Genomic DNA, 24,446 nt, shown 5'->3' with positions numbered 1-24,446 from the left:
ACCCCCTTAAAGAGCATTTAATTCAATTTCAAAGCCCAAATCTTCGATCATTTGATGATCAACTGAAATGTCTTGACCTGATGTCGTTAAATAATCACCTACAAAAAGTGAATTTGCAGCGTAGAGAGACAGAGGCTGTAATGTACGAAGGTTGATTTCACGCCCGCCTGCCACACGGATTTCTTGTGAAGGGCAGATGAAACGGAATAAGGCTAGTACCTTCAACGCTTGTAATGGCTGCGTGCGTCCTGCATTTTCCAGTGGAGTTCCCGGAATGGCATTTAGGAAGTTAATCGGAATGGAGTCCGCATGGAGCTCGCGGAGTTCATAAGCCATTTCAACAATTTCTCGATTAGTCTCGCCCATGCCGATAATGACACCAGAACAGGGGGACATGCCGTGGGTCTTAACCCTTTCTAATGTTTCAACACGTTGATCGTAGGTATGGGTTGTGGTGATGGTTGGGTAATTGGCTTTGCTGGTGTTCAAGTTATGGTTATATCGATGTACACCCGCGTCCGCAAGACGTTCGGCTTGTTCGTCCTTCAGAATGCCCAGACATGCGCAGATTTTTAGCGGCATCGTTTCACGGATTTCTCTAACCGCATCCACCACTTGATCCAGCTCTCTATTTGTTGGGCCTTTTCCGGCCGCTACGATACAATAAGTTCCAGCTTTACGAGCCATGGCTTCACGTGCGCCGGCAAGTAACGTATCTTTATCGAGTAGGGTGTATTTTTCAACCGGCGCCGTCGAAACGATGGATTGCGAGCAATAGCCACAGTCCTCGGGACAAAGTCCACTTTTAGCGTTGATGATCATGTTCAATTTTACTTTTTTACCGTAAAAATGTTTTCTCACTTTAAAAGCAGCCTGCATGAGTAGTAGCACCTCATCATGATTAGATTCGAGTACAGCGAGCCCTTCCTCTAACGTTAGACGTTCCCCATCTAACGCTTTGTTTGCAAGTGATTCCCATTTCATTGCTGTTGCCATGGTTTCCATATCCATCATCCTCCTATAGTCTGAACTGCCAATGCCTGTCTGATAGGCGCGAATTGTATTGTTGTTCGTAAGGTATGTACCAACGTTTCTGAATTCGCATCGTCGTGTAAGTGAGGAAACCTTCCTAGTACCTTAAGGCCGCTGTAATGCTCAATTAGTTCCGCATTCGTAGCAACACTAGGATCATGAGTCTGCTCCGTTAATTCACCGTCATTCATAATGACGCCTATAATGGGGACTCCTCGATGCCGCAGGAATGACGCCGTCAGAAGTGTGTGATTAATCGTGCCGAGGCTGGAACGGGCTACAATGAGAGCAGGTATGTGAAGCTCCGCGATCAAGTCCGCCACGAGGGCATCAGCGGTCAGGGGTACAGCGACACCGCCTGCACCTTCGATGAGAAGTGTATCGTAACGTTTAGTTAGCGGTTCACCAGCAGCGATCAACTCCTTAAGCGTAAGGGTTATACCAGCCTGCTTAGCGGCGAGTAGCGGCGTAAGCGGAGCTTCAAATGTAAATGGTGCTACTGCCTGTGGTAGCTCATCGATTCCTGTGCTTTTCAGTAACCGTTCACCATCGGTAACTCCGCTGCCAAGTGGTGCACCGGACTGAATCGGCTTCCAGACACCGGCATTCAATCCTTCAGCACGAAGCACAGCAGCAATGGCTGCCGTCATAACTGTCTTCCCAACGCCAGTGTCTGTACCTGTTATAAATAATCCGCGTATCGTGTCTACGTTTACTATGCTCATGTAGTGGAACCACCTTCGGTGACGTTAAGTACCGATTTGGCCAAAATATCTGTCATTTCATCTAGCTCAGCTTCACTGCTTGCAAGTGGAGGGATAAAGACGATTAGATTTCCAAGAGGCCGCGTTAGCATTCCAAGTTCTCTTGCCCTATGACTGGCGCGAACGCCAATTCGTTCTGCCCAATTGTAGGGCTCGCGTGTACCCTTATCACGTACTAGCTCGATACCAATCATCAATCCCTTTTGCCGGATTTCACCAACATGTGGGCGATCTTTAAGTGCTGCGAGTTTATGCTCTACAAATGACGCCTTTGCTCTTACTCCCTCTATCATGTTGCGCTCTTCAAATAGCTTCAAGCTAGCCAAAGCAACGGCACAACCCAATGGGTTACCTGTAAAGGAATGACCATGAAAAAATGTTTTCTGTTCTAGGTAATCAGCATAAAATGCATTGTACACCTCGTCTGTCGCAAGCGTCGCTGCCACAGGCAAATACCCGCCTGTAAGGCCTTTTCCGATCACCATCAAATCAGGAGAAACGTCTTCGAGTTCACAAGCAAACATAGCGCCCGTCCGACCGAAACCGGTCGCCACCTCGTCAGCGATGAACAATACCCCATGTTTGCGGCACAGTGCAGCCATCTCACGTAAGCATCCTGGCGGCATGACAATGATACCGCTGGCGCCTTGTACAATCGGCTCCACAATTAGAGCTGCTATCGTATCCGCTTGCGTCTCGAGCAACTTACGCAGAGCCGTTAGGGTTGCTTCCATTGCTTCCGCTTCACCGCCTTCATGGCGATAAGCATAGGGATATGGAATGACGTGAGAAGGGAACAGCATAGGGCGAAACGTCTCATGGTATAAGGGAATGGCACCTACACTAACGGCACCAATTGTATCTCCGTGGTAAGCTTGATTCATTGTAATAAACGTCTTTTTATTTCTTTCCCCTAAGTTATGCCAGTATTGAAAAGCCATTTTGATCGCAATCTCGACACCGGTTGCTCCTGAATCAGAATAAAATACTTTCGTTAACCCTTGTGGGGCGATCCCCACCAACTTTTCTGCAAGCTCAATGGCAGGTACATTTGCCATTCCAAGAAGGGTAGAGTGTGCGACACGCCCTAACTGGTCCGTGATCGCCTGATTTAGCTCCGGAACGTTATGCCCATGGACGTTAAGCCAAACCGAAGAAAAACCGTCAAAATAAGCACGTCCATTAACGTCATAGAGCTTGATGCCTTCGCCGCGTTCAATAATGAGAGGGTCAGAGTTATTGTAGTCTTTCATTTGTGTAAAAGGATGCCATAAGTGAGCCTTATTGAGGGTAGCAAGCCGTTCGTACTCTGTTATCACAAAATATCACCATCCGTTAATTTTTATATTGTTAACCTATGATTATTTATTGGTTAACAATGGGGCGTGACCTATTCTAGCAGACAGTAATGTCCCTGTAAACAGAATTCGGCAGAACAGCCGTTGTTATAACAGATATTTTGGTTAATATATTAATGCGATCTCTAATCATGAACATAATTTCATATTGGTATTTACATTTGTTCATATAGGTGTTATTCTAATCATGGGATTAAGATTTGCATAAGAGAAAGGTGATGGGGAAATGTTAAATTTAAAATTAGCAGGAATCATCGATCATACGCTTTTACGCGCAGACGCAACGAAAGCTGAGATCACCAAATTAACAGAAGAAGCTATAAAATATGAATTTGCATCCGTATGTGTAAATCCAACGTGGGTATCCTATGCGGCTGAACAGTTGGCAAATAGCAAAGTGAATGTGTGTACGGTGATCGGATTTCCACTTGGAGCGAATACTAGTGCAAGCAAAGCTTTTGAAGCAAGCCATGCTATTGAATGTGGAGCGGATGAAGTTGATGTAGTCATTAATGTCGGTGCTTTGAAAGACGGAGATTATGATTATGTTGTACAAGATATTAAAGGGGTCGTCGATGCTGCAAATGGCAAAGCGCTTGTAAAAGTGATTATTGAAGCTTGTCTCTTGACAGAAGACGAGAAGAAATTGGCTTGCCAACTATCGGTTAAAGCTGGGGCTGAATTTGTTAAAACATCGACGGGATTCTCGACTGGAGGAGCAACGGCTGAGGATGTGGCTCTGATGCGTCAAGTTGTTGGTGACAAGATCGGGGTCAAAGCTTCTGGAGGGGTTCGTAATCTTCAAGATATGGAACAATTGGTTGCGGCAGGTGCATCTAGAATTGGCGCGAGTTCAGGCGTGAAAATAATGGAAGGCGAGCAATCAGCCTCGTCTTACTAATAATATTATAATTTGTGCTGCTCCATTATGGAGCAGCCCCACAGGGGGAATAGTGTTGAAGGAACAGTTGATTAAAGAGGCAATAGAAGCACGCAAGCATGCTCATATCCCTTATTCACATTTTGCAGTTGGAGCAGCTTTATTGACGGGAAGCAAGCGAATCTACACAGGCTGTAATATTGAGAATGCTTCTTTTGGATTAACTAATTGTGCAGAACGAACAGCTATTTTTAAAGCGGTCTCAGAAGGAGAACATACTATTGAGGCGATTGCAGTGGTAGCGGACACCGAAGGTCCCGTCTCCCCATGTGGAGCTTGCCGTCAAGTGTTGTCGGAATTTTGTGATGAGAATACCAAGATTTATTTAACGAATCTGCATGGAAATACAGAAGAATGGACTATGGCGCAGCTTTTGCCGGGAGCATTCCAATCTAAGGATATGAATAAATAATTTGGTTTTGATGGATAATTATGTAAGCGCTTCATATTGATTTGATGTAGAATAACTCAATTAATCATTAGGAGAAAAACACAACATGAGATACTTACTCGTTATACTTGGATTACTAATTGTTTTTGGACTTTCTTACTTCGCCAGTAACAATAAAAGGAAGATTCGATATCGGCCCTTAATTGTTATGATTATCTTACAAGTCATTTTAGCCGCTGTGTTGTTAAATACGGTTTTAGGGTCTTTCTTCATTAAAGGCATTTCAAGTGCCTTCGAAAAATTGTTGGAGTATGCAGGCGTTGGTGTTGACTTTGTATTTGGCGGGATTCTCAATGAAGGACAATTCTCGTTCTTTATATCGGTGTTATTGCCGATTGTGTTTATTTCAGCCCTCATTGGTGTTCTGCAGTACATCAAAGTCTTGCCCTTTATAATTAAATATATTGGCCTTATACTTAGTAAGGTGAATGGCATGGGTAAGTTGGAGTCGTACAATGCGGTTGCCTCAGCAATTCTGGGACAATCCGAGGTATTCATTTCTGTCAAAAAGCAAATCGGTTTGTTACCGAAACATCGTCTCTATACGTTGTGTGCTTCGGCGATGTCTACCGTTTCCATGTCTATTGTAGGATCATATATGGCAATCATAGATCCTAAATATGTAGTAACCGCACTTGTTCTTAACTTGTTTGGCGGATTTATTATTACTTCTATCCTCAACCCTTATATTGTCGGGGAAGAAGAGGATATTCTAGAGGTACAGGAAGAAGAGAAACAATCGTTTTTTGAAATGCTTGGGGAATATATCATGGACGGCTTCAAAGTGGCTGTTGTGGTAGCAGCCATGTTGATTGGTTTCGTGGCTTTGATTGCCATGATTAACGGGCTTTTTAATGGTATATTCGGCGTGTCGTTTCAACAATTACTCGGTTACATTTTTGCACCCTTTGCTTTTGTTATGGGTGTTCCATGGAAAGAAGCGGTTGACGCGGGGAGCATTATGGCAACGAAAATGGTGTCCAATGAGTTCGTCGCCATGCTCGAGCTTAGCAAGAACACCGAGCTATCCGCACGAACTACTGGAATTGTGTCCGTATTCCTTGTCTCGTTTGCGAATTTCTCGTCTATCGGTATTATTGCAGGTGCAGTAAAGGGTCTGAATGAGAAGCAAGGGAATGTTGTGGCTCGCTTTGGTATGAAATTAATATATGGAGCAACGTTAGTTAGTGTCCTGTCTGCAATCATAGCTGGACTATTTATATGAAATATTAGAGAATCATGAGAGGAAGGAATCAATTACCAATGACACCATTTAAACGGATACACCTCATTGTTATGGACTCGGTAGGTATTGGAGAAGCACCAGATGCTGCGCAATTCGATGATTTTGATGTTGATACTTTAGGACATATTGCCCGTGAATGCGGAGGGCTGGAAATGCCCAATATGGCTAAACTTGGGTTATCCAATATTAAGGAAATCCAAGGCGTGCCTAAAGCCGATCAACCCCTTGCTTATTACACGAAGATGCAAGAAGCATCCAGTGGCAAAGATACAATGACAGGACACTGGGAAATGATGGGTTTGCGTATTGATACACCATTTCGTGTCTTCGAGAATGGTTTCCCTGATGCATTAATTACTCAGATTGAAGAGAAAACCGGCCGTAAAGTCATTGGGAATAAGCCAGCCAGTGGAACAGAAATTATGGTGGAACTTGGAGAAGAGCATGTAAAGACAGGCGCTTTAATAGTGTATACATCTGCGGATTCAGTACTTCAAATCGCTGCACATGAAGACGTCGTGCCTTTAAAGGAATTATATGAGATTTGTGAATTTTGTAGAGAGATCACGTTAGAAGATCCGTATATGCTGGGCAGAATCATCGCCAGACCCTTCGTTGGTGAAGTAGGTGAATTCAAACGTACATCTAATCGTCATGACTATGCGTTGAAGCCTTTCAGTCCCACAGTCATGAATACACTCAAGGATGCCAATTATGATGTCATTGCTCTCGGCAAAATCTCAGATATTTTTGACGGTGAAGGGGTCACTCAAGTCGTTCGTACCGTTTCTAATTCAGATGGTATGGATAAATTCATTGCGACTTTTGATGAATCATTCAAGGGGTTCAGCTTCTTAAATCTAGTCGATTTTGATGCGTTATATGGTCATCGCCGAGATCCAAGTGGGTATGGACAAGCATTAGAAGACTATGATACCCGCTTACCGGAAGTGTTCGCCAAGATGACTGAAGATGATCTTCTGATCATCACTGCAGATCATGGTAATGATCCTACCTATCGCGGAACGGACCATACTCGTGAATATGTGCCGCTATTAGTCTATTCTCCGCGGTTTAAGCAAGGTCATGCACTACCTTTACGGGATACCTTCGCGGATATTGGCGCAACTATTGCAGAGAACTTTGAAGTTACGATGCCGCAGTATGGTACCAGCTTTTTATCGGATTTGAAATAACAAAGTAGAAGGAGACAATCACACATGAGTACACATATCGGAGCTAAACAAGGTGAAATTGCAGAAACAGTATTATTACCAGGAGATCCCCTACGGGCTAAATTTATAGCAGAGACGTACTTGGAAGATGTCATTTGCTACAATCAGGTTCGAGGTATGTTAGGTTTCACGGGTACTTATCAAGGCAAGAGAATTTCCGTGCAGGGAACGGGGATGGGAGTTCCTTCAATTAGTATTTACGTGAACGAACTCATTCAAGAATATGGTGTGAAGAACTTGGTTCGTGTGGGTACTTGTGGCGCTATGCAGGAGAGTGTTCACGTTCGTGAAGTCATTCTAGCTCAGGCGTCGTGTACTGATTCCAGTGTGAATCGCCATGTATTTGGTGGCTATGATTTCTCCCCGATTGCTAGTTTCTCACTGCTAAAGGCAGCATATGAACGTGGTTTAGCAAAAGGTTTGAAAATGCATGTAGGTAACGTCTTCTGTTCAGATACCTTCTATAGAGATGACAAATCGATTGTCGAGAAACTAATGGGTCACGGTGTCTTGGGCGTGGAAATGGAATCAACTGCTTTATATACATTGGCAGCGAAGTACAGTGTTAATGCCCTAACTATCTTGACTGTGAGTGACCACTTATTGACTGGGGAAGAGACAACTTCAGAAGAACGACAAAGCACTTTCAACGACATGATGGAAGTAGCACTTGATACAGTTATTTCTCTGTAATTAGACATTATAATAAATAGCAAACGTGAGGAGAATATACGATGAGAATGGTCGATCTTATTGCAAAAAAACGTGATGGTAAAGAACTGAAGACAGAGGAAATCAATTTCATTATAGAAGGTTATACGAAAGACGAGATTCCAGATTATCAAATGAGTGCCTTGGCGATGGCGATCTTTTTCCAAGATATGACGGAGCGGGAACGCGCTGATTTGACAATGGCGATCGTAAATTCAGGCGATACAATTGATTTGTCGGCGATTGAAGGCGTTAAGGTAGATAAGCACTCCACAGGCGGTGTTGGCGATACGACTACATTGGTCCTTGCTCCACTTGTTGCTGCTCTGGATATCCCAGTGGCGAAGATGTCAGGTCGTGGATTGGGTCATACTGGAGGCACAATTGATAAATTGGAGGCCATTGAAGGGTTCCACGTGGAAATTAGTAAAGAGGAATTCGTGAACTTGGTCAATAAGGATAAAATTGCGGTCATCGGACAATCAGGAAATCTTACACCTGCAGATAAGAAGCTGTATGCTCTTCGTGACGTAACTGCAACAGTCGATTCGATAGCACTCATTGCTAGTTCTATTATGAGTAAGAAAATTGCTGCTGGATCTGATGCGATTGTCCTGGATGTGAAGACAGGCGCAGGTGCATTTATGAAGACTGTAGAAGACGCCAAGGAACTGGCACATGCTATGGTTAGTATCGGCAATAATGTGGGTCGTAAAACGATGGCCGTCATCTCTGATATGAGCCAGCCTCTTGGTTTTGCTATTGGAAATGCGCTCGAAGTGAAAGAAGCGATTGATACATTACAAGGTAAAGGGCCTAAAGACTTGGAAGAGTTGTGTCTTGCCTTGGGTCGTCAAATGGTGTTCTTAGCGAATAAAGCAAGCTCGCTTGAAGAAGCAGAAGAAATGCTAAAAGAAGTTATAAGTAATGGTAAGGCCTTGAATAAATTCAAAGAATTTATCGCTAATCAAGGTGGCGATCCGTCGGTAGTAGATCATCCCGAGAAATTGCCACAAGCGAAATATCTAATTGAAGTACCTGCTAAAGAAGACGGTGTTGTAGCTGAGATTGTAGCGGATGAGATTGGTATTGCTGCTATGTTGTTAGGTGCTGGACGGGCGACGAAAGATTCAGAAATCGATCTAGCCGTAGGCCTAATGCTAAACAAAAAAATTGGTGATCCTGTAAAAGTGGGAGAATCCTTGGTAACCATTCATTCTAATCGTGAAAATGTAAATGACATAATGGCTAAAATTTATGAAAATATCCGTATCGGAGACCATTCGGAGCCAGCTGTCCTTATCTATGATATCGTAACAGAATAGTAAAGAAACACAGTAAATCTCTAAATATACATGAAGTAAGCACCCTTAGGACCAAGTGGATAGACTTTCACTTGGTCTTTTCATGTAGCTGGACATATTTCTTCACTTGTAAATAAACTTCGTTATGGTATCGAATCTATGGGTGTGATGTATGAAAAGCGATCTAATGTTATAATCACGCTTGAGTGATCGAAGTATACTCGAATAAGAACACGACTTTTATCAGATTAAATAGAGGAACTAGAGGGTGATAGATTTGAGCGTAATTCGTATGGAGAATGTAACTAAGAAATATGAAGACACATTGATTTTTCGGGATATTTATTTTCGGGTGAGCAAAGGGGAACGGATTGGTCTTATTGGACGAAACGGAGCCGGTAAATCGACTGTTTTCAAGCTGATTATGGGTAAAGAGGAGCCTACAGCTGGAAAAGTGGAACTGGACCCTCAGGTTAAGATAAGTTATTTCTCTCAATTCTCGGAACTGAGCGGAGGTTTGTCTGTTCAACAGGAGCTAGAATTATGCTTCGAGCAGGTTGCACTTATCGAACGGGAACTACAGGAAATAGGGGGGAAGCTAGGCCAAGTAACGGATGATGCCCAGATGGATCAACTATTAGAGCGCCAAGCAGAGCTATTTGAACAAATGGAGCATTTAGATGGTTGGAATGTTTCTGTTGAAATTGACACGGTTCTAACCAAGTTGGGGTTCGATGATAGATCGCGTAATCAGCCTGTCGGTGAGTTGTCCGGAGGTTGGAGGAATCGCGCCGCACTAGCGAAGGTTCTAATCGAGATGCCCGATGTTGTATTGCTCGATGAGCCGACTAACTTTTTGGATTTAGAAGGTCTGGTATGGTTAGAGCAGTGGTTACACCGCTTCAATGGAGCGATGATTCTAGTGTCGCATGATCGGCAGTTCATCGATAGAGTCGTTACGCGAACGATTGAGATTGAGAACTACCATTTTCAAGAATACGAAGGTAATTATACCGATTACATACGGAAGAAGAAGATGCGTAAGAAAGTGTTGGATCGCCAGTTCGAATGGGAGGAAGAACTTCTCATCATGGAGTCCGAAGCTATCGATAACCGTTCCAACAAGAAAACCTCGAAAGACCGATTATCGCGTAAGTTAGCGGATATGAAGAAGCGGGTTGATCCACATCCAGTGAATGTGCTGATCACCGATATTTATGAAAATTTACGTTTCCCAGACAAGCTATGTGAAGTGAAAGGAATCGGACAGACGTATGATGGTCGGTCGATATTTGAGAACATAAGTTTTGATATTCAGAAGGAAGATCGACTGGTCATCGTGGGACCCAATGGAAGCGGGAAGTCCACCCTCATTAAGGTGCTTACGGGGCAAGAACTACCGGATTCCGGCGATGTGATCTGGGAGAGGGGCGTCAGCTACGCCTTTTTCAACCGAATGTGGGATGAGCTTGATCTTAAGGATACCGTTAGCCATGCAGTGAATATTTCTGGACTTGGTTTAAATGCTACTCGGAAGAAAGTGAATAAATTCCTAACGATGCTTCAATTCTCAGAAATGGATCTGAGTAAAGTCATTGGTAATCTATCCGGTGGACAGCAGGCCAGAGTGGCTCTAGCTAAATGCTTGCTCTCAGGAGCTGCGGTCATTATATTGGACGAGCCTACTAATCACTTGGATCTGACAAGTATTCAGGTCATGGAGCAGGCGCTAATCCATTTCCCTGGAGCTGTAGTTACGGTAAGTCATGATCGCTTCTTCATAGATAAAATAGCGACAAAGATGCTCACCTTTGATCCTGAATTGGGGATAAGTGAGCAGAGTGTATAGAACGGACTTAAATATCTTTATATTTATAGCTGAATAAAATCTCTCATATGCTTATGGGAGGCAAAGAGTCAAGATGTATTCCAAGAGCATGGTTCACGGAATGGAACTCACTAGCGAGGATTTTTATCAAGTAGCAGATTGTTTTGAAGCGTTGAAGCAGCATATATCCATTAAAGGTGTTATTACAGGCTTTATATCCGGTAGAGTTTTCTTGTCTAATGACGGTACAACAGCAGTACTGACAAGTCCTCAAGGTATTTTTCTGGGGGGGAGTCCGAAGAATAGTCCATTTTTTGAAGAAGTTAATAATCTGTTCAAATTGGAGCTGTTACCCGCGCTTGCGTCGGATGGTCAGTTAGACTATGTTTTGTTTTATCCATCGAATGAGACTTGGAAAGGTGCTCTAGAGGTGATTATGAAAGATTTATTGCCGATGAGAAGTGGGCGAATGACTTATACTCACGATCTCAATAGTATAGATGCCCACCTTGATGATTATATTGTTCCAATAAATGGAGATTTTTTGAAGAGAATGGATATAGTGGGGCTTTGTGGTGTAATAAGTGAAATTCTAGGGGGATGGTCTTCATTAGAGACTTATGAGGACAAAGGTTGGGGATGTGCAGCTATACAAGATACGGATGAGGGTCCGACCATTGTCAGCTGGTGCCTTACGGATTGGGTAGTTGGGAATGAGTGCGAGCTTGGCATTCAAACGGATAAAAGCTATCGAGGTAAAGGCTGGGCACGTAAGACGGCATTAGGTGTGCTCTCCCTCGCAAAAGAGCGGGGTATAACTAGAGTGGGTTGGCAGTGTTGGTCAGACAATATAGGCTCGCAGAGAACAGCATTATCTGTAGGTTTCATGCTACTTGCAGATTTTCCAGTCCTGTTCGGGTGGAACATCTCCTTAAATAACCTTCTAGTCAACGGAAACCATTATATGCGCGGTGATATAAAGTATGGCGTGGATAGAGACTACGCTCGTGCAGCTTGGAGTTACGCACATGCGCTTGATATAGGCTGGGACTGGAATGGAGATGTAGCACTGTATTGGAACGCAGCCTGTTTGTTTTATTTGATCGGTGAGACGGAACGTGCAAAACATTATTACTCAAAGGCTGTCGAAAAGGGATGGAAGGACATTCATCAACCCCATTATCATGAACATGTCTACAGAGAAGAGGACAGCGAACAGATTGCTCATATTCTTGCTGAGGCATGTCAGTAAACTTTAGAGCAGATATCTTTTACACTTCCGCTTAAGATTTATTGTCACCAAGTTTCATTTTACATTTCACTACACAGCAAAAAGGCCACATCGCATGTGGCCTTTTTTCATTTCTAATTCATTCCTTAAGCTAACTATATCTTTTCTCCTAATAGCGGATGATCAAGTGAATAGGTTGAAGTTTCCTAAATTCCCCGTTCTCTGTCTTTTGTAAATATATGAAACTTTTCTATATTTCTGGGCGTTTAAGTAATTGTAGTATTATAGTCAATTTAAACGTTGTATTAACCGCTATAATCGTTAGTAACAAGGGCTTTAATTTTTTTGGTGAAGTTAGTGAGTGATAAGGAGAGATAAGTTTGAAGAAATATTTAATTGCTTTCATGTTGTTACCTTTATTAATATTTGCAAACGGTTGTAGACCTTCAAATGATGAGGAAATAGGATATAAGGAGTCATCAATAAATGACGAAATTCCTATTCCGAAAAATGCAAAACAAATAGAAATAACGACAAATTCGAGCAATCCAAATATTAAAATAGGCGTTAGATATGAATTGAAAAATATAGGGGGAGAACAAGGGCTTTATCCACCTAAAAGTTATTTTCAAAAATTAAAAGATTTAGGATGGATGGAATTGGAAGAAAAGCGGATGGGGCATGTTCAATTTTTTAAAAAAGACGATACTGTAATAGCAATTGAAATACATGAAGATACCATTAATATTTATGAAATGAATACAGGTGCTAAATTTTAATCAATTTACTTTCGACGGGTTTCTTATACTTAATGGTAGCATCCGTTTATTTTACTGTAAGAAGCACATTGGTGGTGTGTTCACTATCCGGGTAGGGCCGAAGGAAACAAAGAACCGCTAGGTTATCCTGACGGTTCTTTGTTTCCTTATGGATCATAATTGACTGATTTCCAGATTTCACTTGCGGTTTAGTTCTCGCCTGTAAGCCAGTTTGCCAGCTCCTCGGTTTGGGACAGAACTGCGATTGGGTCATAATACCAGGAACGCTCCTCTGGCCAAACATAGACATGGCCATTTTTCATGGCCGGTAGTTTGCTCCAGATCGGATCAGCCTTGAGATCGTCCAAGGTGAGCTCATTGGAGGTTACAACCAGATAATCTCCAGCGTATTTATCAAGTAATTCCGTCGACAACTCTGCCCATTGCTTCTCCATAATTTCATCCGCTACGGCTGCGGGTGGCTTGCGGCCAAATGCCTGAAAGATGGGTTGTCCACCGCGGCCGAAGTTATCGCCATAGGTCAATAACGTTTTATTGCCAACTTCGAGGATCGAGAAGGTAGCATCTGCCGGAATAGCCTTATCCACCTTAGCTTTGGCTGCTGAAATCTGCTGATCATAATTGTCCAGCCAAGCTTCTGCTTCTTTTTCCTTGCCGAACAGCTCCCCGAAATAGGTCAGCTCTTCGTGGGCATTTTTCAACGTTCCGTAAGGAATGATAATGGTCGGAGCAATTTTGCTTAATTGCTCATAGCTATCCGCCATTCCTGAAATAATCAAGTCCGGCTCTAGAGAAATGAGTTTCTCAGGTGACACTTGCCCATAAGTTCCGGTACCTTCTACACCCTTGAGCGCGTCTTTAAAATAATAATTTTCAAGTGTCAGCCCGGGAGCTCCGACCGGAATCACATCAAGGGCAATCAGGCTGCCCAGATATTCCTCGGCGACAATCCGTTTAGGATGAACGGGAACTTCGATATCGCCGTTCACCGTGGTGATCGTCTTAACTGCATTGCTATCTTCATTTACCGCCTTGACATCATTGCTGGTAGATCCAGAGCTCTGAGCCGGGTTCACCTCTGTTTGGCTGTCCGACTGATTGGTAGCTGTCGTTCCCGTAGTTCCGCATGCGGATACGAGTACGGTAAGCAGAAGTAGTAACGGCAGGATCAGCCGCTGCTTCATATAATATAGATTAAACAAAGTAAATCCTCCTATGTCTATAATGATTATCATTCTCATTTATAACTTTACAACTTTAGAATTCAAATTACTATGCCTTAAAGTGATCTAAGGTCATGGACAATTATGATGTCAGTACGCGGGAGAGCTCCCGCAGTTGTACCTGTGAAGACAAGGGATCAAAACCGTAAAACAGATCCGTCTGATCCAACAGATAAACTCGATTTAATCGAACTGCTTCCAAAGAGAGCCACGCCTCGGATTGGAACAAGCGGTGCATACGTGTAATTTGCGTTGGTTCTGAGGGCGTAGAAACTATAAAAATATGGTCGGCAGAATAAGAAGCCATCGTTTCAATTGGAGTCTCAATATACCCCAAGTGCAGAATGTCTTCTTCAAGCAGTGCTGCGGGAAGATGAAAGCCAAGGTCTTCATATAAAATGTGGCAGCCCCTTCCATAGCTGCTACTGAAGCAGTAGGCGACACCTGATCCGATTTCCCAAACGATGGCGGTTCCCCTCGGTCCGATATAATGATCAAGCTGCGTGTTTACTTCATTAATTTTTTTCGCATAATGCGCTAGCCATTCCTCAGCCTGACCCCGTTTGTCTACGACATCGGCAATGATGCGGAACTGCTCGCGCCAATCCATCGTCATGAAGGGGAGCTCAATAATAGGCGCCAGCGAAATCAGAGGTCTGTTCTCCTCCAGCGTATTATAGTTGATAATAACATCCGGCTCAGCTGCGGCAATCGCATCATAGATCATAGAGGCGCTTTTCCGGTACGGTTCCATATTTTGATCGAAAGTGACATTCTTTACACTTTGCAGCCAGGAGGAATACATGCCGAGTTCCGGGACTACCCCAAGCGTCCACAAAGCGGCGGTATGGTTGAACGTCATGGAAACTACTCGTTTCGTCTTGCGGTGATAGATGGTAGGGGACAAGCCGACCAGCTGTTTAAATTTTCGGCTTAAGTAGGTACCTTCCTTGTACCCTACATTCAACGCCAGAGTGTTCAAATCCGTCGTTCGAGTTAACAGCTGCTGTTGGGCGCTGCGAATCCGCAGTAGGGTGATATATTCGTTGAAAGTTTGACCCGTTGACTTGCGAAACGAGCGGGAAAAATGCTCGGGACTGACACCAGCTAGTCTGGCCAAGTGCTCCCTGGTTAGCTCTTCGCAGAAATGGTTGTCAATGTAGGCGAGCGCCCGCTCTAGCCAACTACTTTCAAGGTTTTGTCTTGCCTTCATCTCGCTATGTAACTCTGCCATCAGTGCGGTGAATAGCTGTTGCAGCTGGAACGGATTATCCATTTGTTGTTCAACCCATGCTCCATGAAGCTGGTCTGCAAGTATCATAATTTTGTCGGGGCAGTGCTCTAACACACTGTTCGGCAGGAACGGTTCCTGTAAGGGAGAATCTTCTCTGCTCAGGCATTTATAATGCAGCAGTAAGCCCTCTAATCTGGATGTGGAAGATATACTGATTCTGGATGTGCTACCAAGGAAGAACACCTTCCCCCGGTTTAACTCATATTCCGTATGGTTGGCTTTGAGAAATCCGCTTCCGCCCCAGATGACAATAATCGCATGATGATGCAGCTCTTCATCTTTCATTGATAACAGATACTCTTCGGATAAGCGTATTGCCTGTATAGGAACATAAAAGGCATGCACAGATGCTGCAATGCTGTTGAATTCAGTGTAGTACATGCGGGAACACTCCAGTCTTATGTGTGATAACCATTCTCAATTATAGCGAATTTAAGCCACTGTGCCAACTAAAATTAAACAGATTCTCCTACTTGTATAAGCCTAATTTTCGTGTTTACTTAAGCAGAGAGATACGAGTTACATTTAATAGATAGCTTTGGGTTGACCGTCTAAGCCTACAAGTAACGAATAATCCTTTTTATTAAGCCTTCACGAGCCGGCATGTGTCGTCTAAGATAGCCATTCTTCATGAAGATACTTTGTACGGCCCATTTATGGAGCTGACGTTTTTGATTGTAATTGAAAATTATTATCATCTATAATGGATAAATCGTATAGCTTGAACGTACTTCTGTCCGTTAGTAGGAAAGGAGTACGTTCAGAGAAACGGATTGGAGAGGAAACGCAATGAAGCTGGAAGAGCATATTATGTTATGGAACCACACAGCGGTCAAAATACTGGACATCCGTCATGTCATTATGAATCCGGGCGAGCTGCTGGATGCCTATCTGTTGCCGGCAAGCAGCTTTATTTATGGTGTGCGCGGCTCGGCAAGCCTGCATCTAGATAGTACTAGGCATGAAGCAAGGCAGTTTCACGTGTTGCATGGGGGCAAGGGGATGCGCTTGGATATAGAGGCAAAGGAAGAATTTGAATATTACTTGCTATTCTACAGAGCGGTGTATGCCTTCCCCGTCAGGAAAGAACTAGTGCGGCTGATGGAACAGCACAATCCATTTACGCTCCAATACGCCTTCCGGCCCGAGGAGCCGGTTCCATTGCTTCGCTACTTGATTTTGATGGAAAAGATATGGGAAGGCGCGAAAAGTCTGGATCGGCTTCATATTAAGGGGCTCTTTTATCAATTCATTCATGAGTTGCTGCGGCAACTGGAGACTCAAGGGATCAGGACACGTAAGCCGGATCTTGTATCCCAGGCGATCCGGTATATAGATGCGTATTATCAGGAAAGCCTCACACTGGAATTAATCGCGGATAAGTTGAATTACAGCCCCCGCCATCTGTCCATGCGGTTTAAGGAGCAGACAGGAGCTAGCCCGATTCATTATTTGATTCAGGTACGGGTAAATCATGCCATCGAGCTGCTGCTCGGCACGGATGCAACACTGCAAGAGATTGCACACGCTGTTGGCTATTCTGACGTCTATTATTTCAGCCGTATTTTCAAAAAAAATATAGGTTTGTCCCCGATTCGCTTCCAAAAGGCGGAGCGGCAACGGCGCTTATCAGAAGATCATCCATTCAAAATGACGGGATTATCCATTGGAACAGGAGGAATTGGACGTTATATTGATAACGGTGATGATAATCATTATCAATACAAACATGGAGGGTCTATACGAATGAGAATTAATTCAAAATCTGGGTTGGCCGTAAGCTTGCTGCTCAGTATAACACTTCTGCTGGGAGCTTGTTCTACTGGCGGAACGAATAGCGGAACAGCCAACGGAGGCGCGACCCCTTCATCAGGGAATGCTTCTGTAACGATGGCATCGGAACAGAATACAAAAGGTACGGCACATGAAAGCAATCAAGCTAGTGAAGCTCAAACGCGCATCGTGTCTACTGAGATGGGTGACGTGGAGATACCAGCTAATCCTAAACGAGTCGTTGTACTCTATTTGCTAGGTGACCTGGTTGCTATGGGAATCAAGCCTGTCGGTGTCTCCGATGTATTCGAGGGAGCTGCATTTGAAAAGGAGCTGGAAGGGGTCGAAATGCTTGGAACTTGGTTTGAACCGAATCCAGAAGCCGTTATGTCGCTTAATCCAGACCTAATTATTGTCCCTTCTTTGGAAACATATAATAAATTGAAGCAGATTGCACCAACGGTTTATGTTCCCTATGAAAAAATGACTACGGAAGAAAGACTTACATTGCTGAGCAAAACCTTCGGTAAAGAGCAGGAAGTGCAAACTCTTCTCGCTAACTTCAATAAGAAGGTTGAAGAAAGCAAAGAGAAGCTGGCAGCAGCAGGTCTGACTGACAAAACGGTAACGATTATCGAGGGCAGCAAAAAAGAAATGTTTGTTATAATGAACAAGCAATACGGACGCGGATCCCAGATCATTTATGAATATTTGGGTATGAAGGCGCCAGAGATCGTTCAGAAAAAAATGGATGTTGCAACGGAAGCATCATCAGGCTATAGCGTCTCAATGGAAGTGCTTTCGGATTATATCGGTGATTATGTATTCCGTTCTTCCTATAAGGGGATGGATGATTTGACGGGCAATGCGATTTGGAACAGTATTCCGGCCATAAAAGAAAACAGACTAATAGAAATCAGTTTTAATTTATTTTATTACAATGATATCTATTCCATTGACAAGCAGCTCGACTTTATCATGGAAAACTTGCTGGCCTCAGCACCAAAAAACTGAATCGATATGATTGATGTGAGAAAACATCTTTCTGTGCGAAGAAAAAGCCGGGTACCTTCCGAAAGAAGGTACCCGGCTTCTTTGTGTCTATCAATACCTAATACTTTAGAGAAACTCTTTTCCCAGAATGTAATGATCGAACTATGAGAGAGAATGATTATCATTTATAATAAAAACAGTTGTTGCAAAGGTGATATCATAGAGCGACGGCATACGGAATAATGAGGAAAGGGATTGAAATCGTAAGATGAGTATAAAAGATCATATTCTATTGTGGAATCAAGCGAACATCCACGTTATGGACGTTCGTCATATGGTAATAGAGTTCAAAAAGAAGTTGCGAGCTTATCGGTTACCTGCCAGTGCCTTCTTATTTACGACGCGAGGTAGCGGACAAATTTGCCTGGATGGTCATGTGAGTATAGTCCGAGGGTTTCATGTGCTGCATGGCGGAAAAGGTGCCTGTCTAGATATTGAATCAGGAGAGGAGCTTGAATTTTATCTGATTCTGTACAAAGCATCGTTGCCTCCTCCGTTCCACCAGAAGCTGCATCTTATATTGGAACGGGATAATCCGTTTCAACAGCAATATGCGTTCACTCCGCAATATCCGGTTAACTTGCTGAACAAGATAAAGCAGATGCATAACGAATGGAGCCGACCGGAGGCGTTGGAGAAGCTGCATACTAAATCGCTGTTCTATCAATTCGTCTATGAATTGTTGTGGCAAATCCAGGGGCAGGGCATTGAAACGAGCCTTCCGAATTTATCGGAGCAAGCTATTCGTTACATGACGGAGCACTACCACCAGACGATCACCATTGAGACCATGGCGAATCTGTTAAATTATAGTCCACAATATTTATCCAGAAAGTTTAAGGATCAGACGGGGAGTAGCCCGATTTATTTTTTGATTAAGCTAAGAATGGACAAGGCACAGGAATTGTTGCTGACGACGGATGCCACTTTGCAGGAGGTTGCCGCCAGTGTGGGCTATCCAGATCTATTTTATTTCAATCGGATGTTTAAAAAGCATGTGGGAATAGCTCCGGGTCAGTACAAAAAGCGTAAGCATGTTAGCGACAATATACAACATTCTGCAAATAAATCGCTAAAATACTCCATTGTGAATCGTTTCGATCAACGATATATTGCTAATGAGGATGAAAATCATTATCAGTATAGAGAGAAAGGGGATTTTACGGTGTATAAAAGGTCAAAATCATCTATGGCAGCTACCTTGTTGTTCTGTCTAACGCTGCTGCTCAGTGCTTGCAGTACAGGAGGGACGAATACAAATGCGGCCAATGGACAGAGCAATGGGACAAAGGTTCAGCAAGTAGAAACGAATCAGGGAGGAGCGGCGAATCAGGCTGAATCAACGAGTAACGGGGAAACCAAATCGGTATCTACCTTATTTGGAGATGTTGAGATTCCGGTAAATCCGCAGCGGATTGTGGCGGTAGACTATCTTGGTAGTCTAGTTGCTCTGGGAGAAACTCCAGTCGGTTCGTCAAAACTTCTTATGGATAACCCTTATATCAAAGATAAGGTAGCAGGTATTGAGGATATTGGTGAATCTATGGAAAAAATAATAGCGTTGGAGCCTGACCTAATTATTACTTTAAACAGGAAAGAGGATGTCTATGAAAGTTATAGCAAGATAGCGCCTACAGTTGTTGTTCCTTATAATAAATTCAAAAATATTCATGAGGAAGTGACATATTTCGGCGAGCTGCTCGGTCATCAGGAAGAAGCAATCGCTTGGCTTACAGACTATGACGCCCGCGTTAACGTAGCGAAAGCCAAGGTAGAGAAGGTACTTCCGCAGGGAGCAACGATTAGCGTACTACAGGAGTACGATGGCTTAGTATTTGTGTTCGGTAAAATCTCTGGACGGGGAGGACGAGCCATCTACGAGGGACTGGGCCTCAAACCGCCAGCTGCTGTCACCGCCGAAATTATGAAGGAGAAATATCACAAGTTGTCCTTGGAAGTATTATCCGATTTCTCTGGTGATTATACTGTGCTAACAGGCAACAAGACGCTGGAAGAGTACAAGGCTGATCCTATATGGGGTAAATTGGATGCTATCAAGAATGATCGCGTGTATATTTGGGATGAAGAACGCTCATGGTTCCAAGATCCAATCGCATTGCTAACCCAAGTCGAAGAACTGGCTGACTGGCTGATAGAGAAATCGAAGTCGTAACAGCCCGATCCAATCGCATCATCGATTTTGGCAATACCTTAGCTTATATAGTTCACGAAATCAAACCCGACATTTTATAGGAGAATTATCTCCAGAAGCTCGCGACTTTTCATCAGTGAGAAATTGAAGGCCTATGATAGCATCAGTCAGATTAAAACGACGATGTAGGAAAGATATTTTGATGATATACTGATAATGATAATTGTTATCATTGAAGTGATGATGAGAGCAAAAATCAGGATATTTGCGGTGGAAGGGAATGAAATGATGCGATGAGGCTAAGCGAGCATCTCAAATTGTGGAATCATGCATCAATTAAGGTGATCGATGTGCGCCATATTGTTATGGAGCTTGGGGAAGAGTTACTTGCTTATCGACTACCGACAAGCGCCTTTCTGTATACAGTTCGCGGCAGCGCACAGGTGTGCCTAGACGGATCCCTACATGCTGTGAATCGATTCCATGTGTTTCATGGCGGTAAAGGTGTGTGTCTGGACATCGTAGCTGACGAGATGTTCGAATATTATATGATATTGTACAAAGCTAGGCTGTCGCTATCTGCCAGTCAGGAACTCGTGCGGCTCATGGAAAGGGAAAATCCCTTCCAGCTTCAGTATGGCTTTGCTCCCCTGTATCCGGTCTCATTAATGGATAAGGTCGAGTGTATGCTTGAAGATTGGATTCAGCTCGAGCCGTTGGAGAAGCTTCATGTGAAGGTGCTATTCTATCAGTTTCTCCATGAGCTATTGTGGCAGATGCAGCGCCAAGGAGTCGAGTCTGCTAGGCCGGATCTAGTGGCGCAAGCGATTCGTTATATGAACGAACGTTATATGGAGCCTATTACGCTTGATACGATAGCGCAGCTATTTGATTGCAGTACAAGATATTTAAGCAAGCTGTTCAAGAGCAGGTTGAACGACAGCCCAATCCGATTTTTGACAGAGGTTCGAATGAACAAAGCAGCACGGCTATTAATGGATACAGAAGCTACGTTGCAAGAGATAGCTGAACGTGTCGGTTATCCGGATGGGCATGCGCTAAGCCGTAGCTTCAAGAAATATTACGACTTATCGCCCGTATTGTTCAAGGCGCAATATCGTGAAGGGAAGCTGGTTCCGAAATTGCCCTGTTCCAGTTCCGGATCTGCTATTGTTCGTCCTAAGTCTCGGCGTTATATTGGTGATGATTATGAAAATCATTATCAATACAGAGAAGAAGGAGATTTACCTATGTACAGAGGATCAAGATCAACATCAATGTCAGCAACATTATTGCTGTGTATCACGCTAGTGCTCAGTGCCTGTTCGACAGCAACAACAAGCACGAATGCAGGGAATGCGGAAGTAGCGGCACCAAGTCAGAACGCTGTGGAGACGCAAGTTCCAGAGCAATCGACTCCAGCGACGACAAGAAGCTATACAGACAGTCAGGGGCATATCGTAGATATTCCGTTGGATCCACAGCGAATTGTGCTACAGGGAAACAATATGGGAGATTTGTGGGCGCTTGGTATTGAGCCTATCGGTATTGATCGTCGATTTATTGCGGACTCTGGAGATTTATACCAGGAGAAGAATCCCGCTGAAGATATAGGATATCCGACCAACTTCGAGAAGGTACTTGCCCTACAACCCGATCTAACGTTGCTAAGTTATGTATTGGATAACGAATACGATAAGGCATCTAAAATTTCCCCCACCGTTGTATTTGATGGGATGTTACCATTGAAGGAAAGATTTCCGATTGTAGCAGATATCGTCGGGAAAAAGGCTGAAGCAGAGCGATGGTTGGCGGAATATGACCATAAAGCCGAAGCCATGTGGCAGCAGTTGCGGGAGCAAGGGAAAGTGAAGGAAGGCGAAACAGCGGTTATATTAATCTACTATTGGAATAAGGCCATGTATATTATGAAGACTGGCGGAATAGCGGATTTACTGTATCAGCCACTTGGTTTCAAAATGTCTCCTACCGTTGAGGCATTGCAACCGAATAATGGTCCTTATATTGAGATTACTGAGGAAGTAATGCATGATCAACTGGTCGGAGACCATCTGTTTGTACTTTATCCTTCGAATAAAGATGCGAAGAACACTTTTAATGATTTGTTGAAGAAACCTCTCTGGAGTGGATTACCACAGGTGAAGAATAATAAAATTCATTTTGTGGAGACCAAATGGAACTATGATGATGCCAACACCAGTGATAAATTGCTAGTTAAGTTCCCGGAAATTATGGCAGAGTAACAGTAGCAAATGGCTATTCCTACGGTCGTAGCCGATCCAGCGGAATAGTCATTTTTTGAGCATAAAGCGTGGGGACTCTTACATCAAGACAAATTAGAAACTACATACTGGAGGAACGTATCATGACGAAATCATTGGAGTTATATGATATAACGATAGTTGGCGGCGGGCCAGCGGGGATGTATGCTGCATTCTACAGCGGCATGCGTGATTTGAAGACCAAGTTAATTGAAGCTAAGGAGGAGCTTGGGGGAAGAATGCTAATCTACCCAGAGAAAATGATATGGGATGTCGGCGGCGTGACGCCGATCCTGTGTGAGCAATTAATTACTCAGTTGGCGCAACAAGCGCGTACTTTTGATCCGACGATTATATTTGGACAGCAGATTGTGAACTTTGAGCGGTTAGAGGATGGAACCTTTCTGCTTACGGCAGAATCGGGGGAACAGCATTGGACAAAAACTGTCATTCTCACCATCGGCTACGGTATTCTGAAGATGGCGAAGCTGGACATTGAAGGAGCAGATCGTTATGAGGTGACCAATTTACATTATACGGTGCAGGAACTTGAGCCGTTTCGCGGTAAGCATGTCCTGATATCTGGCGGCGGTGACTCGGCGGTGGATTGGGCGAATGAGCTGGAGCCTCTGGCTGCCAGCGTTACAATTGTACATCGTCGCGATCAATTTGGTGGACACGAGAAAAACGTTGTACGCATGAAACAATCCTCTGTCAACCTTAGAACGCCTTATGCAGTCACCCAATTGCACAGCAAAGATGGCAAGACGATTGAGCAGGTGACGATTAGCCATGTGGAGACTGGGGAAACAGAGCAGTTCAGCGTGGATACAGTTATTGTCAACCACGGATTGAAGGTGGATTTCGGAGCAATCCGTGAATGGGGGTTGGACATGGGCGAACGGAACGTCAAAGTCAACAACAAGTTGGCTACGAATATACCCGGGATTTTCGCCGCTGGAGACTTTGTAGACTACGAAACGAAGCTTTACTTGATTGCTGGAGCGTTTACCGATGCGGCCTTTGCCGTAAACAGCGCCAAGCTTTATATGGAGCCGAGCGCGGACGAAGTCGCTTACGTGTCCTCTCATAATACTCGGTTCAAGGAGAAAAATATTGCACTTGGTGTTCGGGAGGAAGATGCATAAGGGAAGGGATTTGTCCCCTGCCTCCTATAAAATGCAATTCAAAGTGGGTCTTTGTTGGCGCTCATATTAAGCATTCATAAGAATTTGAATACGTGTATTCTCGATAGAAAATCGCTGAACTCGCTAGAGTCTGTTCGGGGATTTTGGGTCCAATCGAAGCCCTTCGTTACGAGTAACAGGTTACGCTACCCAAACTAGTAAAGCCAAGAAAAAAGTGCAGCCCGCCTCTACAAGAGGTGTGTTGCGATCTGTAAGGTGTTGGATAAAACGTTAAACGACTTATTCTGGGAGGAAGATGATGAGAAGACGGATTGAAGATGAACGAATTACATCACTGGTTCATCGTTATGGTTATCAGGCATTCGGACTACTGTTTGTGTTGCTAATGATTAGTGCGCTTCTTCTACTCCAACACTCCTTTTAATGCTACCAAAAGTATTACAGGTAATGTAGTCGGCATGATTTTATTTTTCTTTGGCATAACGGGGCTGCAGATGGCAATGGTTAAATTATCCGACTATTTAGGGAACAAAAGTATCGAGTAGCCCGTAAAAACCTCAGAGAAACGACGGAGTTCCTTAATGACATGATTCATGTGGATCAGCGATTTGAACTGATATAAATCTGAAGTAATATAGCAAT

General features: G+C 43.7%; 19 protein-coding genes. 14 read left to right on the top strand and 5 right to left on the bottom strand.

All coding sequences use genetic code 11. The annotated features are described in order from the left end of the window. Positions 1-6 precede the first annotated feature (6 nt). The 3 genes from bioB to bioA are packed head-to-tail and all read right to left on the bottom strand — an operon-like array spanning position 7 to position 3,115. Positions 7-1,005, bottom strand: a complete 999-nt coding sequence (gene bioB / locus UB51_RS10005; RefSeq protein ID WP_044880026.1) for a biotin synthase BioB — start codon at positions 1,003-1,005, stop codon at positions 7-9. A gap of 5 nt (positions 1,006-1,010) precedes the next feature. After that, the gene (gene bioD, locus UB51_RS10000) at positions 1,011-1,757 is read right to left on the bottom strand and encodes a dethiobiotin synthase (protein ID WP_044877177.1); all 747 of its coding nucleotides are present in this window, start codon (positions 1,755-1,757) and stop codon (positions 1,011-1,013) included. Then, the gene (gene bioA / locus UB51_RS09995; RefSeq protein WP_044877176.1) at positions 1,754-3,115 is read right to left on the bottom strand and encodes an adenosylmethionine--8-amino-7-oxononanoate transaminase; all 1,362 of its coding nucleotides are present in this window, start codon (positions 3,113-3,115) and stop codon (positions 1,754-1,756) included. Before bioA ends, bioD begins: the two co-directional genes overlap by 4 nt. A gap of 265 nt (positions 3,116-3,380) precedes the next feature. On the opposite strand from bioA, the gene deoC reads away from it, so the two are divergent. From deoC to UB51_RS09950, 9 genes are all read left to right on the top strand, one after another. Then, positions 3,381-4,055, top strand: a complete 675-nt coding sequence (deoC, locus tag UB51_RS09990; RefSeq protein ID WP_044877175.1) for a deoxyribose-phosphate aldolase — start codon at positions 3,381-3,383, stop codon at positions 4,053-4,055. Between the two features lie 55 nt (positions 4,056-4,110). After that, positions 4,111-4,506 (top strand): cytidine deaminase, encoded by a 396-nt coding sequence (locus UB51_RS09985; protein WP_044877174.1) that lies wholly within the window; start codon positions 4,111-4,113, stop codon positions 4,504-4,506. An 85-nt stretch (positions 4,507-4,591) separates the two neighbouring features. Then, the gene (locus UB51_RS09980) at positions 4,592-5,770 is read left to right on the top strand and encodes a NupC/NupG family nucleoside CNT transporter (RefSeq protein WP_044877173.1); all 1,179 of its coding nucleotides are present in this window, start codon (positions 4,592-4,594) and stop codon (positions 5,768-5,770) included. A 38-nt stretch (positions 5,771-5,808) separates the two neighbouring features. Then, a complete protein-coding gene (deoB, locus tag UB51_RS09975; protein WP_044877172.1) occupies positions 5,809-6,987 on the top strand; it encodes a phosphopentomutase in 1,179 nt (392 codons plus the stop codon). Positions 6,988-7,011: 24 nt separating this feature from the next. Beyond that, complete coding sequence (gene deoD, locus UB51_RS09970; protein ID WP_044877171.1) at positions 7,012-7,719, top strand: purine-nucleoside phosphorylase; 708 nt, start codon at positions 7,012-7,014, stop codon at positions 7,717-7,719. A 41-nt stretch (positions 7,720-7,760) separates the two neighbouring features. Beyond that, entirely contained in the window at positions 7,761-9,062 is a 1,302-nt protein-coding gene (locus UB51_RS09965; protein ID WP_044877170.1) for a pyrimidine-nucleoside phosphorylase, read from the top strand. A 256-nt stretch (positions 9,063-9,318) separates the two neighbouring features. Beyond that, positions 9,319-10,890 (top strand): ABC-F family ATP-binding cassette domain-containing protein, encoded by a 1,572-nt coding sequence (locus tag UB51_RS09960; RefSeq protein ID WP_044880025.1) that lies wholly within the window; start codon positions 9,319-9,321, stop codon positions 10,888-10,890. Positions 10,891-10,963: 73 nt separating this feature from the next. After that, positions 10,964-12,121 (top strand): GNAT family N-acetyltransferase, encoded by a 1,158-nt coding sequence (locus tag UB51_RS09955; protein WP_044877169.1) that lies wholly within the window; start codon positions 10,964-10,966, stop codon positions 12,119-12,121. 359 nt (positions 12,122-12,480) lie between these two features. After that, positions 12,481-12,879, top strand: coding sequence for a hypothetical protein (locus tag UB51_RS09950; RefSeq protein WP_044877168.1), 399 nt, complete (start codon positions 12,481-12,483; stop codon positions 12,877-12,879). Positions 12,880-13,067: 188 nt separating this feature from the next. Here the strand turns inward: UB51_RS09950 and UB51_RS09945 are convergent, their stop codons facing one another. Together UB51_RS09945 and UB51_RS09940 are read right to left on the bottom strand one after the other, a co-directional pair. Further along, positions 13,068-14,081, bottom strand: a complete 1,014-nt coding sequence (locus UB51_RS09945) for an ABC transporter substrate-binding protein (protein WP_234405594.1) — start codon at positions 14,079-14,081, stop codon at positions 13,068-13,070. Between the two features lie 103 nt (positions 14,082-14,184). After that, a complete protein-coding gene (locus UB51_RS09940; RefSeq protein ID WP_044877167.1) occupies positions 14,185-15,777 on the bottom strand; it encodes a helix-turn-helix domain-containing protein in 1,593 nt (530 codons plus the stop codon). 408 nt (positions 15,778-16,185) lie between these two features. Between UB51_RS09940 and UB51_RS09935 the strand changes: the two genes are divergently transcribed. From UB51_RS09935 to UB51_RS29285, 5 genes are all read left to right on the top strand, one after another. Beyond that, on the top strand, positions 16,186-18,183 hold the full coding sequence (locus UB51_RS09935) for an AraC family transcriptional regulator (RefSeq protein ID WP_044877166.1): 1,998 nt from the start codon (positions 16,186-16,188) through the stop codon (positions 18,181-18,183). 247 nt (positions 18,184-18,430) lie between these two features. After that, positions 18,431-20,395, top strand: a complete 1,965-nt coding sequence (locus UB51_RS09930; RefSeq protein ID WP_044877165.1) for an AraC family transcriptional regulator — start codon at positions 18,431-18,433, stop codon at positions 20,393-20,395. A 329-nt stretch (positions 20,396-20,724) separates the two neighbouring features. Beyond that, entirely contained in the window at positions 20,725-22,638 is a 1,914-nt protein-coding gene (locus tag UB51_RS09925) for a helix-turn-helix domain-containing protein (RefSeq protein WP_160297251.1), read from the top strand. 122 nt (positions 22,639-22,760) lie between these two features. Continuing rightward, positions 22,761-23,804 carry an NAD(P)/FAD-dependent oxidoreductase gene (locus tag UB51_RS09920; RefSeq protein ID WP_044877163.1) on the top strand — a complete coding sequence of 348 codons (1,044 nt, stop codon included), beginning with the start codon at positions 22,761-22,763 and terminating at the stop codon, positions 23,802-23,804. Positions 23,805-24,099: 295 nt separating this feature from the next. Continuing rightward, positions 24,100-24,228 carry a hypothetical protein gene (locus UB51_RS29285; protein WP_267884742.1) on the top strand — a complete coding sequence of 43 codons (129 nt, stop codon included), beginning with the start codon at positions 24,100-24,102 and terminating at the stop codon, positions 24,226-24,228. The last annotated feature ends 218 nt before the right edge of the window (positions 24,229-24,446 follow it).

Source organism: Paenibacillus sp. IHBB 10380, assembly GCF_000949425.1.
Lineage (GTDB): Bacteria > Bacillota > Bacilli > Paenibacillales > Paenibacillaceae > Paenibacillus_AQ.
The sequence above is the reverse complement of the archived record's forward strand: the minus strand, read 5'-3'. Positions and strand labels throughout refer to the sequence as shown.

Excerpts from the sequence above, each read along its gene's own strand:
- bioB (WP_044880026.1), bottom strand. The coding sequence starts at position 1,005 with ATGGAAACCATGGCAACAGCAATGAAATGGGAATCACTTGCAAACAAA.
- bioD (WP_044877177.1), bottom strand. The coding sequence starts at position 1,757 with ATGAGCATAGTAAACGTAGACACGATACGCGGATTATTTATAACAGGT.
- deoC (WP_044877175.1), top strand. The coding sequence starts at position 3,381 with ATGTTAAATTTAAAATTAGCAGGAATCATCGATCATACGCTTTTACGC.
- UB51_RS09980 (WP_044877173.1), top strand. The coding sequence starts at position 4,592 with ATGAGATACTTACTCGTTATACTTGGATTACTAATTGTTTTTGGACTT.
- deoB (WP_044877172.1), top strand. The coding sequence starts at position 5,809 with ATGACACCATTTAAACGGATACACCTCATTGTTATGGACTCGGTAGGT.
- deoD (WP_044877171.1), top strand. The coding sequence starts at position 7,012 with ATGAGTACACATATCGGAGCTAAACAAGGTGAAATTGCAGAAACAGTA.
- UB51_RS09965 (WP_044877170.1), top strand. The coding sequence starts at position 7,761 with ATGAGAATGGTCGATCTTATTGCAAAAAAACGTGATGGTAAAGAACTG.
- UB51_RS09955 (WP_044877169.1), top strand. The coding sequence starts at position 10,964 with ATGTATTCCAAGAGCATGGTTCACGGAATGGAACTCACTAGCGAGGAT.
- UB51_RS09940 (WP_044877167.1), bottom strand. The coding sequence starts at position 15,777 with ATGTACTACACTGAATTCAACAGCATTGCAGCATCTGTGCATGCCTTT.
- UB51_RS09935 (WP_044877166.1), top strand. The coding sequence starts at position 16,186 with ATGAAGCTGGAAGAGCATATTATGTTATGGAACCACACAGCGGTCAAA.
- UB51_RS09930 (WP_044877165.1), top strand. The coding sequence starts at position 18,431 with ATGAGTATAAAAGATCATATTCTATTGTGGAATCAAGCGAACATCCAC.
- UB51_RS09920 (WP_044877163.1), top strand. The coding sequence starts at position 22,761 with ATGACGAAATCATTGGAGTTATATGATATAACGATAGTTGGCGGCGGG.
- UB51_RS29285 (WP_267884742.1), top strand. The coding sequence starts at position 24,100 with ATGATGAGAAGACGGATTGAAGATGAACGAATTACATCACTGGTTCAT.